This is a genomic window from Spirillospora sp. CA-294931 (assembly GCF_050946795.1).
Taxonomy (GTDB): domain Bacteria; phylum Actinomycetota; class Actinomycetes; order Streptosporangiales; family Streptosporangiaceae; genus Spirillospora.
Window position 1 is genome coordinate 3,868,611 of sequence record NZ_CP192006.1, and the last position, 17,673, is coordinate 3,886,283.

Sequence of the window (17,673 nt, forward strand, 5' to 3'; positions counted from 1 at the left end):
GGCCCGGCCTGAACGGCTCCGCCATCGCGCCCGCGTCATGGCCAGAGCGGAGGTGTCCGGGGTGCCCGCTCCAGTTCCCGCCAGTCGTCGCGTACGGGGGAGAACACCTCGACGACCACCGCGCCCTCGGCACCGGCGCGGGCCTCGTGCGGCACCCCGGCGAGGATCCGCCACATGCCGCCGGGGCCGAGCTCGCGCGTCTCCTGGCCCACCGTGAAATCCAGCGCCCCCTTCAGGCACAGGCCGACCTGTTCGTTCTCGTGCCGATGTTCGGGCACGAGCCCGCCGGGCGGCAGCTCCACGACCGCCATCGTGATCGACTCGCTCTGGATCACCCGCGCGACGACGTCCCGCCAGATCCGCAGCGGCCGGAGGGAGCCGAGGTCGGTCAGGTCCGGTTCGCTCATCTCGCCGCCTTCGTCCCGTAGACCGGTGTCGTCCATTCGTGATGCCGGTCGCCGTCCCGGCGGATGATCGCCCGCAGCTCCCGCTGGAGCGCGAGCGTGGCCTGACCCGGCTGCCCGCTCCCTACGGGACGGCCGTCCACCTCGACGATCGGAGCGACGAGCGCGGCCGTGCCGCAGAGCAGGGCCTCGTCGCACGCGTAAAGCTCGGAGCGGTGGATCCGGCGCTGGACGACGGTGACGCCCAGGTCCTCGGCCAGCAGGTCCATCACCTGCCGCCGGGTGATCCCCTCCAGGATGTCGTCACTGGCGGGCGGCGTGGCCCATTCGTCCCCGGAACGCACCAGGACGTTCGCCGTGGTCGCCTCCGCCACATGGCCGTCGGAGGTCAGCAGCAGGGCCTCGTCGAACCCCTTCCTGACCGCCTCCGTCTTGGCCAGCGCCGGGCCGACATAGGTCCCGATCACCTTGGCGCGGTTGGGCACGGCGACGTCCGGGCCGCGCCGCCAGGTGCTCACCATGCACCGGACGCCGCGCGGATCGATGTAGTCGCCGGGCATCGGGGTGGCCGGAATACACAGCCGGGCCCCCGCGTCGTGCATCCGGACCGCGAGCTGTTCGCCGGCGAGCAGCAGCAGGGGACGGACGTAGGCGTCGGCCCGCACCCGGTTGCGGCGCAGCAGCTCGCCGGTCACGGCCTCCAGTTCGGTGGCACGGTAGGGAAGCTCCAAGCCGAGGATCCGTGCCGAGCGGTCCATCCGCTCGAAGTGCGCCCGCGCCTCCAGCAGGAAGAGTTCCCGCCGCTGCTCGTTCCACGTCGCCCGGATTCCCTCGAAGGTCCCCGTCCCGTACGAGACGACATTCGCCAGGACGCTGAGCCGCGCGCGTTCCGACGGAACGAACTCGTCGTCGACGAACACCCATTCGTAGGGCTCGCCGAACGCGATGCCGCCGGGGGCCTCTTGTTGTTGAGTCAACGCTCTGGCCTCGCCTTCCTCAAGAAGCGGGTGAGACCAGAACGCTAAGTTCCGAACCTACTTAAGCACAATCGAAACCTCCTTAAGGAAGGCTTCGGTACTACTGCAAGGTTTCCAGGGGGCTTCACCAGGGACTCCTTGTCCGGGGGACCGCGGGTTCGTCCTCGGATCGTCCGATCCGAGGACGAACCCGCCTCTACAACTGTAGAGGTGCCCGGCGGGCGGCCATCACGCGGGGGCGGCTCGGGGTCAGGCCCAGCGCAGGATGGTGTCGGGAGTCAGGGAGGCCATGCTCCACAGGACGTTGGTGCGGTCCTGCGCGTCGTCGTCCTTGCTGTCCACGGCGTGGATGAGGGAGTTGTCGAACAGGTAGACGTCGCCCGGGGCGACGGGGACGGTCAGCGACGCGACTCCGTCCAGGGACTCCAGGGGGTAGCCGACCCCGTCGTCCTGGAGGCCCAGGGCGCGCCGGGTGGCGCTGTCGGGGGAGAGGTTCCAGACGCGCAGGCCGCCGCCCGGGCCGTTGGAGAGACAGGCCACCACGTTGCAGAAGCGGACGGCCCGCTGGATCTCGAAGCCCGCCAGGCCCTCCTGCCGCAGGACGGTGTGGTCTTCGTGCGGGGCGACGACGAAGGCGCCGCTGTTCTGCCACGAGCGCATCTTGAAGGGCGGGGAGGTCCGGCCCCGATGCGCGGCGAGCCGCAGAGTGACGCCCTCGGCGGCCAGGTGGGCGGTGTAGTCGTCCATCAGGGCGGGGGGATGCGTTCGCGCCCCCGCGAACAGGGCGTCGATATGGCGTCCGTTGGCGGCGGCGGAGGTCAGGTAGTCGTCCAGGCGGGCTCCGGCGATGGGGGTGCCCACGAAACCGCGGCCGTGCGCGGGCAGCCCGTCCCGGCGCCCGCGCAGGATGGGGCTCGACCAGAAGTTGCCGACGATCCGCCGGCAGCTGTCGCCGTCCAGAACGCCGCGGAAGATCGCCCCGGCGTGGACGCCGTGCAGCACCTCGGTCCAGACCCGCCAGTCGATCCCGTCGCGCTCCACGAAGCGGAACGCCTCGGGCGACCGCGAGCCACCGCGCAGGATGACCATGGATCTCTCCCGGGTGTCAGTAGACGATGCTGAGCGCCGTGTCCACGCTGCCGTGCACCTTGCGGGAGCGTTCGTGCATGACCATCACCGCGATCAGCCCTTCGGGGCCGTAGTAGCCGCTCAGCTTGGTGTGCGCGGTCATGCTGATCTCCTCGCCGCGGCGGGTCAGCGCCGTCACCGGGTCCACGTGGCGGCACGCCCGCTGGACGACCCAGTGGTGGCCCTCGGCGTGGTCGGCCAGGATCCGGTCGAACATCCTTCGGCACGCCGCCGCGCTCAGGCTGCCGCTGTGGTAGACGGCCCGGCTGCCCCAGTTCAGCGTCGGATGGGCGCTGCCGAACTTGAAGTAGTACGACCGCTTTCCGGCGCCCATCGCGCAGTACTCGTCGAGGCCGGCCCACTCGCCGTCGGCCAGGGGGAACCCGTCCGGGGTGATGATGGCGGTGTAGGGGAACAGAGCCCTGGACTCGTCGGGGTAGTAGTCGCGGGTGCGGTCCCAGAACGGCCACGCCATGACCACTTTGGCGTCGTACAGCGGGGTCGGCGGGTGGTCGAAACGCAGCGCCCCCTGATCGCAGGCGTCCATCCACTGGTCGAAGAAGCCGTTGTAGCGCAGGTCGTAGAACTCGTGGGCGCGCACGAGCGTGCAGTCGCGCCAGCCGACCACGTCGCGGTCCCAGCCGAAGTGCCGGACGCCGTGCTCGCGCAGCCGCTGGACGAAGTAGTGCACCCCGTGCGGGCGCGAGGCGTTGTTCACCAGGTGGTGCACGACCGGTTCGGCGCCGAGGCTCCCGCGCATCTGCGCGGCCACCCGCTCGCTCAGCGACGCGGAGGGCCGGGACGGCGCGCCGAAGTGCTCGGGGAAGCGCCGGTAGACGTCGCGGACCTGCTCGGCCATCTCCCAGCCGCAGCCCGGCGACTGGAGTTCCACGATCGAGCCGGGGCCCGCCTCGTCGGTGCGGAAGAACATCGGCGGCGCGAGCTGGCGTTCGGTCAGCTTCAGATGGAAGTCGCGGCCCCGGCAGGGCGGCTGGCCGCGCAGCAGGGTGTCGGCGATCGCCGGGTCGGCCTCGCCGCGCACGCTGGCCAGGAGCAGGTCGCGGCTGATGGTCAGGTAGCGGAGCAGCGCGGCGTGGCGATCCTGATAACCGCGCAGCGCCTCGGGGGACATCGGGTAGGGCCGGGTGGACAGCAGGTTGGTGAACCCGACGTCGGCCCGGGTGCGGTCGGCGATGTCGGCGTCGATGGAGCGGTACCACGGGTGTTCGCTACTCATGCGGTGTCCTCGTCGCGGAGGCCGTACAGCGCCGCGCAGTTGTCGTGGACGAGCCGGCGCCGGTCCTCCCCGGGCAGGTCGGCGAGGGCGGTGTCGATGACCTCGCGGGAGTGCGGCCAGGTGCCCTCGTAGTGGGGGTAGTCGCTGCCCCACATGAAGTTCGCGGACCCGAGGATGCGGGTGGTGAGGACGCCGACGTCGTCCTCGCTGAAGGTGGCGCTGACCTGGCGGCGGAAATACTCGCTCGGGCGCATCGTCAGCGGCGTCGGGATGACGGCACCGAGTTTCTCGTGAATGCGGTCCGCGTGCAGCAAATGGTAGGCGATCCAGCCGATGTCGTTCTCGGCCAGCACGACGCGCAGTTCCGGGAAACGTTCGAGCACGCCGGAGAAGATCAGATCGGTGAGCGTGTGCTGGAGTTCCTCCGGGTAGCACATATTGCGCTGCACGCGTTCCAGCGGTGTGTCGTACTCGAAGACCTTCGGGCTGTCGCGATAGCCGGTGAGGCAGTGCATCGCGACCGGAACGCCCATTTCCTGCGCGGCGGCCCAGAAGAAGTCGTTGGACGTCCCGCTGAAGGCCGCCTCCTCGGGCGCGGAGGCCCAGACGGTCGCGCCGCGCAGGCCGAGGTCCCGGCAGCGCGCCAGCTCGGCGGCGGCCTCGCGGGCGTCCCACAGGGAGATCAGCGCGCAGCCGACCAGCCGGTCGGGCGCGTGCCCGGCGAAGTCGGCCAGCCAGTCGTTGTAGACGCGGAAGCAGTCGCGCTGGAAGGCGGCGTCCTTCAGCCAGAACAGCGACATCGCCAGGCTGGGGAACAGCACCTCGGCCGAGACGCCGTCGCGGTCCATGTCGGCCAGCCGCGGGCCGGGACGGTTGCCGCCCGGCCGGGCCGCCTCAAGCCCGACATGACGCTCGCCGGCGAACTGCTCGGGCGTCCGGTCGACCGCGTAGTAGGAGTTGATCAGCGCGGGCTGGAGCCCGTCGCAGGCGAAGTACCACCCCTCGCGGTCGGGGTCGTAGAAGATCCGGGGGACCCGGTCGCCGTAGGTCTGGGCCAGCTCGCCGGTCCACAGATCGGGCGGCTCGATGACATGGGAATCGGCGGAAACAACGGGGAGAATCATTTCGCACGCCCTATCCGGAGAAGTGGACACCTCTTTTTAGGGAATGCCGAAAATGCAATACGGTGCATTCTCGACAGGTGTTCGGTAATAGTGGCAGGGTGAGGTTAACTCGTAATCGAAGAGCAATCAAGACATGGACCAGATGCCCATTCGGGGGTAGGCTGGAATGCCGTTCACCGGGAGTTCCGCAGGGGATGAGGCAATGGCTCCACAGCGAACCGACCTGCTGCTCGTCAACGCGTCCAATTATCCGGCGGTACCGGTTTACCCCTATGCGTTCGTGCAGCTTTCGGCGATGGCGGCGCGGCACGGGATCGGCACCGCGCGCCTGGACCTGCTCGGCGTCGCCCGCGAGGAGTGGCCGCGCGCGCTGCGCGCCGCCCTGGACCGCGCCGCGCCCCGCGTGGTCGGCGTGCACCTGCGGCAGGCCGACTCCATCTTCATCTGGAACTACGTCGAGCGCGCGCTGCCCGGCGCGCCGCCGGTCAACCGGCTCAGCTACTGGCCGGTGGACGACACCGAGCACCTGGTCCGGCTGCTGCGCGAGGCCACCGACGCGCCGATCATGATCGGCGGGTTCGGGTTCACCACGCACGCCCGCGCCGTGGTCGAGCGGCTGGCGCCCGACTTCGGCGTGACCGGCGAGCCGGACGCCGTCCTGGCGGGACTCGACGCCGTCCTGGAGCGCCGGGATCTGGACCGCGTCCCCAACCTGGTGCACCGCCGTGGTGACGGCTTCGTCTTCAACGAGCGCGTGTTCTATCCCCCGCCCGCCCACACCGAGTACGACGAGACGATCCTCGCCGACCTCGCCGCCTTCTACGGCGAGCGGAGCCTGTCCGGCCCCGACGCCCCGCACGTGCCCGTCGAGCTGATGCGCGGCTGCCCGCACCGCTGCTACTTCTGCACCGAGCCGACGGTGAAGGGCCGCCGGCACCGCGTCCGCGACCTCGACGTGGTGATGCGCGACGTCGGGTTCCTGGCCGACCGCGAGGTCGCCCGCGTCTGGCTGGTCTGCTCGGAGATCAACATCGGCGGCAACGCGCTGCTGCTGGAGATGGCCGGCCGGTTCGAGCAACTCAACCACGGCCGGGCACGCCCCGTCGCCTGGTCGGCCTACCTGCTGCCCAACCCCGCGCTCACCCGGGAGCAGATCCGGTACCTGCTGGAGGCGCGGTTCGAGCCGGGCTGGAACCAGTTCACCTCCTACCACGACCCCAACCTGAAGAAGACCCGCGTCCCGTACCGGACCCGGCACGCGCTCGCGGCACAGCTCGACTGGGTCCGCGAGGAGCGCCGGTACCGGCACGACCACGGCCTGCCCGAGCGCCCCGCGCGCCTGGACATGTTCCTCGGCAACTCCTACAGCGACGCCGAGACCGTCGCCGAGACGCTGCGCGTCGCCGACGAGGCCGGCGTCGCCCGCCACTTCGAGGACGCCCTGATCACCCGCGCCACCCGCGTGTTCGACCTCGGCCAGGGAATGATCGGCGACGCCGGGGACTCGGCGTTCTCCGTGGGCCCGGGAGGCAGGCTCGACGGCGTCGACCTGCTGTACCCCACCTTCAGCTACCCGGAAGCCCTGGTGCGCGAGCTCGGCGACGAGGAGGCGGTGGACGTGTTCTTCGCCCATGTCGAGGCCACCTACCTGTCGACCGCGCACCAGGCGCGGCTCGACTGGACGGAGTTCCTGCGCGCCCACGGCCGTCCCGCGCCGGAGGGCGCCGACGCCCACGCCCACCTCGTCGACCTCGTCGCCGCCGAGATCGACCAGGTGCGCGCCGCGTTCGCCGCGATCGGCCTGGAGGGGTACTGGGACGCCCGCGACACCTGGTCGTCCTACCGGGTCTACCGCGCGCTGGCGCCCGGCCACGCCTCGGCCGAGGCGCTGCTGGACGACCTCGCGCGCCGGACCGGGCACCGGGACGGCTCCGTCCCGGTGCTCGCGGTCCGCGCGTGCCTGTACGCCCACAACGTCGTCCTTCGCCCGGACTACGCGCGCCTGCTGTTGAGGTAGCGTCCCGACGACCCCGACCGCCGCACGTCCAGGGTCACGCAGTGGAAGGAGCCCCCGAAGCTGTAGACGTGGCGGAAGTCCACCGGCACGCACCGGAAGCCCCAGTCGGTCAGCATCTCTATCAGCGGCTCCTCGTGGCTCTCCACCACCACCGTCTCGGGGTCCAGGGACAGGACGTTCATGCTCACCCACGGGCTGCACAGGTACATGGGCCAGTCCCGGGGGAGCGCGGGCGGGGGAGCGGCCCGGATGTCCCACCCGTCGAACAGCTCGTGGCCGACGAACCGGTCGGGGTTGACCAGCAGCCTGCGGGGGGCCAGCGGCACGATGGTGGCGTCGATGTGCATCGCGCCGGGATCGTCCACCGGGATCGTGGTCACCCGGAACTCCGGGCCCAGCGCACGCGCCAGCCAGTTGATCCCGAACGCGTTGGTGACATGGCTGCGCTGGGCCAGGATGTCGTCCCCGAAACGGACGAAGTCGGCGGCGTCGAAGACCGGCTCGAACTCCCCGACGGCCCACTGGCCGCCGCCGTCCCACAGCTGCTCGGTGAGCAGGGGGCGCGGGCCGGGCAGCCAGCGGGCCCCGCGCCGGAAGTAGTCCTTGAGCAGGGGACGGAACGCCTCCACCTCGTGCTGGCGGCAGCGCCACGACATCGGCGCCTCGACCATGACGTCCCCGGCCACCAGCAGGACGTCGCGGGGCATGCCCGCGTACAGGCCGCCGGGAGACGACCAGCCGGGCGCGGCGAAGGGACGCCCGTGCGCGACGGCGTCGGGGCGCACGACCCGCACGCCCTCGTCCCGCAGGACCTCGGCCAGCCCGTCCAGCTCGGCCTCGGCGGCCTCCACCAGCCACGGCGGGAACGGGTGCCCGCCCGTCTCCTGGAACAACCGCCGGGACGCGGCCGGCACGACCGGCTCCATCGAGTCCTGCCAGGAGGGCAGCACCGCGCCCGACAGCCCTCCAACGATCACCTCTTCGAGCGGATCCCACTCGGTGTAGGAACACACGGCCGGTACGTCCGCGCCGGACGGCGCGGCCGGGGGAGCACCGGTCGTGGTGAGACGGTCGGCGGACAGGGTCACGGCAGCCTCCTCGTTGGTGGAACGGGCTCAGGCGCTCGCCAGCCCGCCCGCCGTCTCACCGCCGTCGATCACCAGGCACTGCCCGGTGATGAAGGCGGCCTCGGGCGCGGCGAGATAGGCGACGAGCGCGGCGATCTCGGCGGGGTCGCCCAACCGGCGCAGCGGGAGCGCGGCGGAGCGTTCGGCGATCATCTGCTCGGTGTATTCGGCCCGCTGCATCGGGGTGAGCACGTAGCCGGGGCACACGGCGTTGACCCGGACGTCCGGGGCCAGCTCCAGCGCCATGGTCTTGGTGAGCTCGATCAGCCCGGCCTTGCTGACGTTGTAGGCGGCGTACCCGGGCATCCCGACCATGCCGCTGACCGAGGCGGTGTTGACGATCACGCCGCTGCGCCGCTCGGCCATCCGCGCCGCCGCCTGCTGCGCGACCAGGAACGCGCCGGTCAGGTTGACCTCCAGGATCCGCCGCCACAGGTCGGCCCCCGTGTCCAGGAACGCCCGGCGCTCGCTGACGCCCGCGTTGTTGCACAGCACGTCGATCCCGTCCCAGGCATCGTCCAGGACGGCGAAGGCCGATCGGACCTGATGGCCGTCGGCGACATCGGCGTGCATTGCGAGCTCCGCCATCGCGCCGATCCGGGCCAGGGCCGTCCGGTCGTTGTCGAGCACCGCCACCCGGGCGCCCTCGGCGGCGAACCTGCGCGCGATGGCCGCCCCGATGCCGGACGCGCCGCCGGTGACCAGCACCGTCCGTCCGGGCATCTCAGGTGCTCGGGTCGTTGTCACGGGAGAAGTCCCGCCAGCGCAGGGCGTCGTACAGGCGTCGTCCGGTCGAGGGCGGGCTGAAGAAGAACCGCGTCCGCTCCTCGCGGCGCAGCAGGCCGTGGACGGCGAAGTCCCTGGCGGTGCTCAGCCAGTAGGGCGGGCCCAGCAGCGCCAGCAGCCGGAGGTACTCCCGCGTGCGCTGCGGCTCGCCGAACCAGTGGTTGAGCGAGACCGACGGGGTGAGCGACCGGATGTCGTGCCAGCATCCGCGCGGGATGTAGAGCACGTCGCCCGGCTCCATCAGCACGCCCTGGAACGGGGCGGAGCGCAGCCGGGGGAACCTCTCCAGATCGGGGGCCGCCAGGTCGATCCGGCTGTTGACCAGGTTCCCGGTGAACGGGTAGGCCGCGCGGCTGGCCCGCCACGGCAGCAGCGTGACGCGTTTGGTGCCGTGGAGCTGGCAGAACAGGTTGTCCTTGAGGTCGGAGTGCAGCATCGACCGGGTGCCCGCCGAGCCGATCCACAGGCGGGTGTCGGTGCCGTGGCCGTCCGGTGGCGGGAGGCCGCCGACGGACGTCGCGGCCTCGCCGAGCAGTTCGTGGCTGCGCTGGTAGGCGAGGTAGCAGGGCGCGTCGGAGGAGACCATGAGGTCGAGGAAGTCGGCCAGGGCCATGCGGCGCTCGTACTGCCGCTGCTCCCGGGGGAACAGGACGCCGCTGCGCGGCAGGCCGACCAGCGCCGTCACCTCCCGGTCCCCGTGCCGGCGCCGCAGCCTGCCGGGGGTCCACTCCGCGCGGACGGGCCAGCTCTCCGCCAGCCCCCGGAAGACCCGTGGCCCGCCGCGCCCGATGATCTCGCGGCGCAGCTCCGGCTCGTCCTGTCCTTCGGCGACCGGCCGCACGGCGATGCCCGCCGCGCGCATCGTCTCCCAGAGCGAGGCCCGGGTCACGGGCGCGGCCGGACGGCGGGGGGACCGGGACGTACTTTCATGCTGCCGACCTTTCGAAGACGATCAACAACCGGCAGCGTATACAGCACGATCGGTATATTTAAATGAGAACCATAAAGCCGGACACGCAGAGTAGTGCGTAATGCGGTGACCGATATTAAGTGAGCGGAGAGGGCTACTTCCCTGCCGTCCATAATGCGTCATGCGGCCCGTCCCCAAGGGGCTCCGCCTATTCATTTGTGAAAATGCGGCCTCACGCGCGATTTGTCGGTGACGCCCGCCTGGTTTTTCGCGGTGTCAGAGCCCGGCATCACAATAAACGTCGGCGCCACCCGCCGGAAACCGACAATAAAGAGGGGCCTCAGCTGAGATGCACTTCGGGCACGTATCTCAGCCACCGGCCCCCGGCGCGCCGGAAATCCCGCTCCCTCGCCACGATCTCGTCACCGTGCTCCCAGGCGAACAGCAGGGCGTGGGACGGATACGGGCGGGAGAACTCATCCAGCGGCCGCACCGGAATATGCGTGCCCGGCGTGAGCCGGCCCACCTTGGACGGCGTCGCGTCGCAGATGAAGGGCACCAGATCGGGGCCGATGGCGCAGAAGTTCAGCAGGGTGGCGCTCCTGACGGTGGCGCCGTAGCCGACCGCCGGGGTGCCGCCGCGGCGCAACCGCGTGAGCCCGTCGACCAGCTCGTCGCAGATCCGCATCGTCCTGTCGCGGAACGCCCGCAGGGTCGGCTCGGCGGTCAGCTCCCGGGACCGCTCCTCGGCCAGCAGCTCCGCGACTGCTCCGGACGGCCGCCGGGCACCCGCCCGCGCCAGGGTGTAGCGCATCTCGCCACCGCGGAACGGCACGCGCTTGACGTCCACCAGCTCCAGCCCGAACCGGCTCGCGGCCGCGCCGACGGAATGGGCCGAGAACAGGTAGAAGTGCTCGTCGAAGATCTGGTCGAAGGCCGTGTTGGCCACGATGTCGCCGAGGTAGACGTCCTCGAAGACGAACACGCCACCGGGGGCGAGCAGCGCGTCCACACCGCGCAGGATCGAGGCGAGGTAGGGGATGTGCGAGATGACGTTCGCCGAGTAGATCACGTCGGCGGGCCCCTCCTCGGCGGCCACCCGCCCGGCCGTCCGCTCCTCGAAGAACTCCTGCCGCACCCGGACGCCCGCCTCGCGCGCCTTCACGGCGACCCCGCCCGACGGCTCGAACCCCAGGTGCCGGACGCCCGCGCGCGCGACCGTCCCGAGCATGACCCCGTCGTTGCAGCCGATCTCCACGACGAAGGGGTCGGGCCCGGTGCGCAGCAGCTCGTCGGCCACCCCCGCGAAGTACCGGGCCATGACCGGCCACTGCGAGGACGCGAACGGATAGTCGTCATGGAAGATCTCCTCGCGCGGCACGGCCTCGGTCAGCTGCACCATCGCGCAGGTGCCGCACTGGCCCGCGGCCAGCCGGAAGAAGACCTCCGGCGAAGTGTCGGACGGCTCGCGGAACCGCTGGGATATCGGCTGCCGTCCCAGATCGAGAAATTCCTCCACAAGTCCGCCGCATACCTGGCAGGTGGCCGTCCGCGTCACGTTCGCCTCCTCGGGTGATACCCCCGGAACGAATCAAGGAATGGCCGAGTCTAGCCGCCCGGGCCCGTGTGATTTCGCTTACCGAACGGGTAGGGATTTCTGCGTTCCGCTGATCCGGCGACCGACGTACGATGTGCGTTCCGATCCCTTGATCGAAATATGTACATGGCCTTCGAACCCTCGGCGGAACCCATGATCGTTTCACAAAACGCGCCTTTCGACGTCCCATTCCGCCGTATCCGCGTCGCGCCCGTGACGGGCCACATCGGCGCCGAGATCACCGGCGCCGACCTCGCCCCCGAAACCGTGGCCGAAATACGCGCCGCGCTGCTCACCCACAAAGTCCTGTTCCTGCGCGGCCAGCACCTCGACCACGCCGAGCACCTCGCGCTGGCCCGCGCCCTCGGCGAACCGACCCGCCGCCGGGGCGACAAGCACGGCGTCCATCCCGAGGGGTTCCCCGAGATCCTGTCGATCGACCCGGACGTCGACGACACCCGCCACGGCCGCGACTTCGAGGAGCGCTACCGCCGCAAGCAACTGAGGGCCGACTCCGGCTGGCACGCCGACCTGGCCTTCGCGGTCAACCCCCCGTCCATCTCCATCCTGCGCGCCCAATCGGTTCCGCCCTACGGGGGCGACACCCACTGGACCAACCTCGTCGCGGCCTACGACGGCCTTTCGTCCCCCCTCCGGACCCTGGCCGACGGCCTGCGCGCCGAACACGCGGCCTTCGCCGGCGTCCAGATGCTCCACTCCGACCCCGATGACGCCGCCGCCCTCCGCAAACACCACGACGACGCGCTGGTCTCCGTCCACCCCCTCGTCCGCGTCCACCCCGAAACCGGCGAGAAGGTCCTGTTCACCCCGCCCGCCTCCATCACCCGCATCCTCGAACTCACCCCCGCCGAAGGCCGCCACCTCCTGAACCTGTTCTTCGAACACGCCACCCGCCCCGAATACACCGTCCGCTTCCACTGGTCCCCCGGCGACATCGCCATCTGGGACAACCGAGCCACGGCCCACCTCCCCCCAGTCGACATGTCCCAGGTCCCCCACCGCAGATCGATGTACCGGATCTCCCTCTTGGGCGACCGCCCCGTAGGCCCGGACGGCTACACCTCCCACCCGATAGCCGGCACCCCTCTGGCCCCGATCCCTCCCCGCTGAGAGAGCCAATCGGCAGCCTGCTTTTTGTTTGACAGCCCGCCGCGCGCGCAGTGGAATCGGATTATTCTGTATGTGAATTCGCGCCATTCGGTGGCCAGGTCACGCTAGGGTCCTCGGTCATGGGGCACATAAAAGGATGGCGATCCATCGCGTTCACGGGGCCATTCCCATAAACCTCTGGCCTGGTCCGGTCAGGTGTCGTGCTGAGCGCGGCGAGGGCGTTTGCTCGTCTGCTTTGGGTGGGTATTTACGTGTTTCTCCCTCTGGCTCCTGGGCAGGCAGATGACACGCGGATCGTGTGATCGCGGACGACCCCCCACGCATGCCAACGAGCTGACCGGGTCGAGCGCCGACGCTGTGGTGCAGGCCCGGGACGTCACGGGCGGCATCCACATCCATACGGGTGCCTCGGTCGCGTCGCCGAGACAACTTCCCGAAGCGGTGCGCCTGGTGAACAGGGCGGACGAGCTGGAGGTCCTCGATCGGCTCGGCGGAGGCGGCGGGTCCGGGACGATCGTCGTGAGCGGGCCGCCGGGCATCGGCAAGAGCGCCATGGCGCTGCGCTGGGCCCATGACAAGGCGGACTCCTTCACCGACGGCCAGCTCTATGCCGATCTTCAGGGCCACGCCGCCGCTCCGCCCGCCCTGCCGGGGGAGGTGCTGGCGGGCTTCATCCGAGGGCTCGGCGTCCCGTCCGAGCGCATTCCCGCGGCGCTGGAGGAGCGCGCCGCCCTCTATCGGACGCTGTCGGCCGACAGACGCCTGCTGGTCGTGCTGGACGACGCGTATTCGGCGGCACAGGTGGCCCCGCTTCTCCCCGGTGCCGCCGGCAGCGTCGCCGTGGTGACGAGCCGCTGGAGGCTGGCGGGCCTGGTGGCGCGCGGTGCGCACGGGCTCCAGTTGGAGCCGCTCGACAGCGCCGCGGCCCTGGATCTGCTCGGCGGCATGCTGGGTCTGGAGCGCCTCGATTCGAACCGTGCGGACGTGGGCGATCTCGCGGAGCTGTGCGCGGGATCCCCGCTCGCGCTGACCCTGGTGGCGGCCAGGCTCGCGACCCGGCCGAACAGGCCGTTCGCGGAAATGGTCCGGGCGCTCACCGACGAGAGGCAGCGCCTTTCGATGCTGGCCGTGAGGGACGCACACGAGGTGGTGACGGTGAGGGCGGCTCTGGCTGTGTCCTACGAGCGGCTTCCAGGAACGGCCCAGCGAATGTACCGCCTGCTCGGGCTGTACCCGGGGGTGACGTTCGGAGCCCATGCCGCCGCCGCTTTGACGGCGACCGAGGTCCCGCAGGCGACCGAGGCCATCGAACTCCTGGCGGATTCGAACCTTCTGGACGACGCGCCGGGTGGCCGCTTCCGGTTGCACGCGCTGGTCCGGTTGCATGCCAGGGAACTGGCCGATGAGCTCGAACCGGCGCGGGAGCGCGACGAGGCCGTCCGGCGGCTGGGGGAGTGGCACCTGCGTGCGGTCCGGGCCGCGAGCGACGCGGTGGCCCCGTACCGAAGGCTGGCGGAACTGCCGAGCGTCGCGGGAATACCGCCATCTCCCGTCTTCGACACCCCCAGACAGGGGCTGGACTGGCTCGACGAAGAGTTCGTCAATCTGCGGGCCATCGCGAAACAGGCACTGGACTTCGGCTACGTGCGCCAGTGCTGGATGCTGGTCGATGGGGCGTGGCCCCTCTTCCCGCATCGCGGCCACCATGCCGAGCGCCTGGCCTTCGATCGGATCGGGCTGGAGGCGGCGCGCCTCGACCGGCACCGGGAAGCCGAGGCGAAGATGCTCAATCGCACCGGCCTCGCGCTGCGGGTGATGGGCCGGCTGGACGAGGCGGCCACGGATTTCAACGCGGCACTGGCATTGTGGCGTGAGGAGGGCAACGACTCCCGGATCGCGAGCGCCAGCCGCAGGCTCGGCCTTCTCGAACGCGACCGAGGGGACCTGGATTCCGCACTCGCCCATTACACCGTGGCGGTCGAGTCCTATCGGGCGCACAGTGAGCCGCGGCGAGTCGCTCGCGCACTGTGCGATCTGGGCGCGGTCCTGATAGCGGCCAGGCGCACTCCCGATGCGGTCGAGGCCCTCACCGAGGCCGGACGGCTGCTGGACGCCGAGCAGGATCCCCACAACCAGGCCAGGGTCCTGGTCCTGCTGAGCCGGGCCCGGACACAGGAAGGTGAACTGGCGGCCGCCGCAGACCTGGCCACCCGGGGACTTGAGCGAATGCGCGAGATCGGATCGGCCACGGGCGAGGCCGACGCGCTGATCGCCCTCAGCGAGCTGGACGCGCTGGCCGGCCGGCAGGAGGACGCCGACCAGCGGCGCGCGCGAGCACGGCAGATCCTGGCCGGCATGGGAACACCGGCCAGGATCATCAACGCGAGGCTGGCCGAGCTCGACCCGCCGCGGTGATCAGCTCGACCATCGGCCCACCGTGGTCGGGGGCGGCGCGCACACGCGCCGCGCCTCCAGCTCCTGGCTCGACAGGGAGACCGAGGCCGGCAGCCGGTGGCCGATCTTCCACCCGGCGTGCAGGACGCCGGACTGGATCGCCGCGATCGGGTCCGCTCCCTGAAGCCGGGTCGCGAGGAAGGTCGCGAAGAGCGCGTCGCCCGCCCCCGAGGTGTTGACGATCTCGCCGGCCGGCGCGGCGGCCACCCGCACCAGGAGCCCCTCGCGCAGGCCGAGCAGCGCCCCGTCCGCGCCCATTCCCACTCCCACGATCCGGCAGCGGGGGTAACGCCGGAAAACGGCGCCCACCCAGTCCGAAGGGCTGGCCAGCCGTTCATGGCTGCAGAACACGATCTCGGCGCGCTCCAACCAGGGCCGGTTGTAGTCGCCGTCCAGGTCGGAGATGAGATGGACGTCGACCGCGATCGGGATCCCGAGCTCGTCGGCCGGTCCGAGGAGCGGCCGGACGAACTTGGCGTTGGTCAGGACGAGAAGATCCGCAGCCTGGGCCCGGTCGCGCAGGACGTTGAACGGATAGCTGACCTTGTTGACCGGGGTCAGGTGCGGAAGCCCCATGCGTTGACCCTCCGGCCCCACCAGGACCAGGCCCAGCGACGACGCCGCGGTCTCGACCACGCCCGCGCCCAGCAGGCCCAGCCCGCCGAGCTCCCAGCGGATCGCGGCGCCCGCGGCGTCGTCGCCGACGAGCGTGCACAACTCCACATCGTTGCCCAGCGCGGACTGGACCCGAGCCACGTGGCAGGCGGCACCCGCGACGCCGACGTTGGCCCATCGATGGGTGGCGGTCGGCGCGTAGCGAAGGGGAAACCCCTCCAGGCCCAGGGCCATGTACAGGCTGGCGGCTCCGGCCACGACCACCTTGGGGCTCACGAGGCCACTCCCTTCACAGCCGCGCCAGGGGAAAGGGTGATCTCGACCCGACCGGCCACCTCCAGGCCGGTGGCCGGGCCGTCATCCGACAGCGCCCCGAAGATGACGACCGCGTCCGTGAGCGCCTCAAGCTCCAGCTCATCCGACAGCCACCCGTAGAGGAACGACCCGAAGATCGCCGGCCAGGACTCCAACGGTTCGAGCGTGCCGGAGCAGAGGACAGTGCGGCCGTCGCGCAGGGCGGCCCGGCATCCGCCGGACTCGGTTCCCACCGCGAGCGCACAGCCCGGATAGTGATCGAGCACGCGCCGGAGCCGAGCCTCCGGCGCGCAGGACGGACGGGTGGCGCGGCCGACCAGTACGTCGGCGACCTCGCGGCGATACCGGTCGCCGAAGTCGTCGAAGCGCGCCACGACGTGCGTGTCGGCCCCCGAATGCGGCGCGGTGCGGGCGGACCAGCGCGTCATCACCATCAGCAGGGGCGCCCGCAGCGGGCCGCTTCGAGGGATGACGAGTACGGCCATGGACTCGTGCGCGGAACGCCGAGGGCGAACGTCCCCTCGCGTGAGGTGGAGCCTGGTCTCCAGCATGGACAGGCGGGTGAGGACGAAGTCATCGTTCACGGTGGCCTCCCTGTTCCTTGATGAGAAACGGCGGGACTACGGGCAGGGTGGCGGGCACCGTCGCCGGCTGGTGAAGGCCCAGCATCCGGTACATCAGGCGCCGCATCCGACGGTTGAAGCGCCCCGGTTCGGAGGTCACGCGCTCGGCCACGGCGCGGTAGCGTCCGCGTTCGAAGTCGGCGAGGGTCCGGGAGACCTGGCGGCGCAGCGAGCCGCGCGTGCCGATCCGCGGCGCGAGATCCCCGAGCCGCGCGGCCGGGGAGCGCGGGTGGACCTCGCTGGACGTGAAGGTCCCCAGCAGCACCGGAACGCCGATCGCCGCCCCGTAGACGGTGGTCGATCCGTGGTCACCGATCACGATGTCGGCCGCCGTGAGCACCCCTCGCCAGTCCGCCTCGGGCGGGACCAGGCTCAGCCCGCGGCGAAGGCAGCCGGCCAGCCAGGTCTTCACCTGCCAGGAGCCGTAGCCGAACCACACGTTGGGATGGAGCAGCGTCACGACCTGGAACTCGTCGTCGGGCAGCTCGGTGAGCAGCCGGGGCCACAGGTCCGAGCGCCGGCCGAGCAGCGAGTGCGGGCCCCAGGTCGAGGCGACGACGACCAGTTTGCGGCCGTCGCCCGCCCCCAGGGCCATCTGGTACAGGGGGCGGCGGTCCAGGCTGACGACCATCCGGTCGTAGCACGGATCGCCGATGACCTCGGCGGCGGGCAGGGCCTCCGGGCACGAGCGGGCCAGCACGCCGACCTCGGCCTGATGGGGCAGGACGACGGCCTCCGGTACGAGCGCGCCGTCGTGCAGCAGGCGCTGGGCGTCCAGGCCGTACACCATCCGGCTGCCGACCGCCCGCCCGCGCCCCCGCGCGACGAGCTTGGCGTGACCGACACCGTGCGGCATGACGATCAGCGGAGCGCGCACGCGATGGATCGCGCCCAGGCTCGCCGCCACCGCCAGATCGAACTCCAGGTGCGTGGCCTGTTCCCAGGAGATCTGCAGTGCGCCGATCCCGAGGAGAAAGTCCTGGACCCCGTTTCCGTGGTCGTCGGGCGCCTGGGTGAAGACCACCTGAACGCGCATGTCGTTCTCCAGCAGCCGGACGGCCTCGAGAAGGCGCTGCCCGGACGTGACGGTGTGGACCAGGGCCAGCACCGTCTTGCATTCGCCCCGCGTCACCTGGCGGTCGGCGTCGAATCCGGTCGGAACCCGGCGCCATTCGCTTTCTGACATCGGCTTTCGTAGCCCCCTTTGGTCCGGCCCCGCGGCCGAACG

The 17,673-nt window shown here is 70.9% G+C and carries 15 protein-coding genes; 3 read left to right on the top strand and 12 right to left on the bottom strand.

The features are described 5' to 3' along the window. Positions 1-35: 35 nt before the first annotated feature. The 5 genes from ACQPY4_RS17240 to ACQPY4_RS17260 all read right to left on the bottom strand — a co-directional run bounded on the left by ACQPY4_RS17240 (position 36) and on the right by ACQPY4_RS17260 (position 4,870). Positions 36-407, bottom strand: a complete 372-nt coding sequence (locus ACQPY4_RS17240) for a cupin domain-containing protein (protein ID WP_433337484.1) — start codon at positions 405-407, stop codon at positions 36-38. After that, a complete protein-coding gene (locus ACQPY4_RS17245; protein ID WP_433337486.1) occupies positions 404-1,381 on the bottom strand; it encodes a branched-chain amino acid transaminase in 978 nt (325 codons plus the stop codon). The genes ACQPY4_RS17240 and ACQPY4_RS17245 overlap by 4 nt, the downstream gene beginning before the upstream one ends. A gap of 249 nt (positions 1,382-1,630) precedes the next feature. Further along, positions 1,631-2,470: a hypothetical protein gene (locus ACQPY4_RS17250; protein ID WP_433337488.1), complete on the bottom strand. Its 840-nt coding sequence runs from the start codon at positions 2,468-2,470 to the stop codon at positions 1,631-1,633. Between the two features lie 16 nt (positions 2,471-2,486). Then, positions 2,487-3,746, bottom strand: a complete 1,260-nt coding sequence (locus ACQPY4_RS17255) for a hypothetical protein (RefSeq protein WP_433337490.1) — start codon at positions 3,744-3,746, stop codon at positions 2,487-2,489. Further along, positions 3,743-4,870 carry an amidohydrolase family protein gene (locus ACQPY4_RS17260; RefSeq protein WP_433337492.1) on the bottom strand — a complete coding sequence of 376 codons (1,128 nt, stop codon included), beginning with the start codon at positions 4,868-4,870 and terminating at the stop codon, positions 3,743-3,745. Before ACQPY4_RS17260 ends, ACQPY4_RS17255 begins: the two co-directional genes overlap by 4 nt. Positions 4,871-5,072: 202 nt before the next feature. On the opposite strand from ACQPY4_RS17260, the gene ACQPY4_RS17265 reads away from it, so the two are divergent. Beyond that, positions 5,073-6,887, top strand: coding sequence for a B12-binding domain-containing radical SAM protein (locus ACQPY4_RS17265; RefSeq protein ID WP_433337494.1), 1,815 nt, complete (start codon positions 5,073-5,075; stop codon positions 6,885-6,887). Here ACQPY4_RS17265 and ACQPY4_RS17270 read toward each other — a convergent pair. The 4 genes from ACQPY4_RS17270 to ACQPY4_RS17285 all read right to left on the bottom strand — a co-directional run bounded on the left by ACQPY4_RS17270 (position 6,863) and on the right by ACQPY4_RS17285 (position 11,268). After that, positions 6,863-7,975, bottom strand: a complete 1,113-nt coding sequence (locus tag ACQPY4_RS17270; protein WP_433337496.1) for a hypothetical protein — start codon at positions 7,973-7,975, stop codon at positions 6,863-6,865. The genes ACQPY4_RS17265 and ACQPY4_RS17270 overlap by 25 nt on opposite strands. 27 nt (positions 7,976-8,002) lie before the next feature. Further along, on the bottom strand, positions 8,003-8,737 hold the full coding sequence (locus ACQPY4_RS17275) for an SDR family NAD(P)-dependent oxidoreductase (protein ID WP_433337498.1): 735 nt from the start codon (positions 8,735-8,737) through the stop codon (positions 8,003-8,005). A gap of 1 nt (position 8,738) precedes the next feature. Next, a complete protein-coding gene (locus tag ACQPY4_RS17280; RefSeq protein ID WP_433337500.1) occupies positions 8,739-9,689 on the bottom strand; it encodes a cupin-like domain-containing protein in 951 nt (316 codons plus the stop codon). A 361-nt stretch (positions 9,690-10,050) separates the two neighbouring features. Next, a complete protein-coding gene (locus tag ACQPY4_RS17285) occupies positions 10,051-11,268 on the bottom strand; it encodes a methyltransferase domain-containing protein (protein WP_433337502.1) in 1,218 nt (405 codons plus the stop codon). Positions 11,269-11,520: 252 nt separating this feature from the next. Here ACQPY4_RS17285 and ACQPY4_RS17290 point away from each other — a divergent pair, with 252 nt between their 5' ends. Both ACQPY4_RS17290 and ACQPY4_RS17295 read left to right on the top strand, forming a co-directional pair. Then, positions 11,521-12,438: a TauD/TfdA dioxygenase family protein gene (locus ACQPY4_RS17290; RefSeq protein WP_433337504.1), complete on the top strand. Its 918-nt coding sequence runs from the start codon at positions 11,521-11,523 to the stop codon at positions 12,436-12,438. Positions 12,439-12,795: 357 nt separating this feature from the next. Continuing rightward, positions 12,796-14,853, top strand: coding sequence for an ATP-binding protein (locus ACQPY4_RS17295; RefSeq protein ID WP_433337506.1), 2,058 nt, complete (start codon positions 12,796-12,798; stop codon positions 14,851-14,853). On the opposite strand, the gene ACQPY4_RS17300 is transcribed toward ACQPY4_RS17295, so the two are convergent. Genes ACQPY4_RS17300 through ACQPY4_RS17310 form a run of 3 tightly spaced genes read right to left on the bottom strand, consistent with a single transcriptional unit; the run spans position 14,854 to position 17,631 of the window. Next, positions 14,854-15,783 (bottom strand): carbohydrate kinase family protein, encoded by a 930-nt coding sequence (locus tag ACQPY4_RS17300; RefSeq protein ID WP_433337508.1) that lies wholly within the window; start codon positions 15,781-15,783, stop codon positions 14,854-14,856. Further along, positions 15,780-16,406 (bottom strand): hypothetical protein, encoded by a 627-nt coding sequence (locus tag ACQPY4_RS17305; protein ID WP_433337510.1) that lies wholly within the window; start codon positions 16,404-16,406, stop codon positions 15,780-15,782. Before ACQPY4_RS17305 ends, ACQPY4_RS17300 begins: the two co-directional genes overlap by 4 nt. Beyond that, entirely contained in the window at positions 16,396-17,631 is a 1,236-nt protein-coding gene (locus tag ACQPY4_RS17310; protein WP_433337512.1) for a hypothetical protein, read from the bottom strand. The genes ACQPY4_RS17305 and ACQPY4_RS17310 overlap by 11 nt, the downstream gene beginning before the upstream one ends. Between the last annotated feature and the right edge of the window lie 42 nt (positions 17,632-17,673).

Bases quoted from the DNA above. Each gene is read 5' to 3' on its own strand.
- ACQPY4_RS17240 (WP_433337484.1), bottom strand. From the start codon at position 407: ATGAGCGAACCGGACCTGACCGACCTCGGCTCCCTCCGGCCGCTGCGG.
- ACQPY4_RS17250 (WP_433337488.1), bottom strand. From the start codon at position 2,470: ATGGTCATCCTGCGCGGTGGCTCGCGGTCGCCCGAGGCGTTCCGCTTC.
- ACQPY4_RS17255 (WP_433337490.1), bottom strand. From the start codon at position 3,746: ATGAGTAGCGAACACCCGTGGTACCGCTCCATCGACGCCGACATCGCC.
- ACQPY4_RS17260 (WP_433337492.1), bottom strand. From the start codon at position 4,870: ATGATTCTCCCCGTTGTTTCCGCCGATTCCCATGTCATCGAGCCGCCC.
- ACQPY4_RS17265 (WP_433337494.1), top strand. From the start codon at position 5,073: ATGGCTCCACAGCGAACCGACCTGCTGCTCGTCAACGCGTCCAATTAT.
- ACQPY4_RS17275 (WP_433337498.1), bottom strand. From the start codon at position 8,737: ATGCCCGGACGGACGGTGCTGGTCACCGGCGGCGCGTCCGGCATCGGG.
- ACQPY4_RS17310 (WP_433337512.1), bottom strand. From the start codon at position 17,631: ATGTCAGAAAGCGAATGGCGCCGGGTTCCGACCGGATTCGACGCCGAC.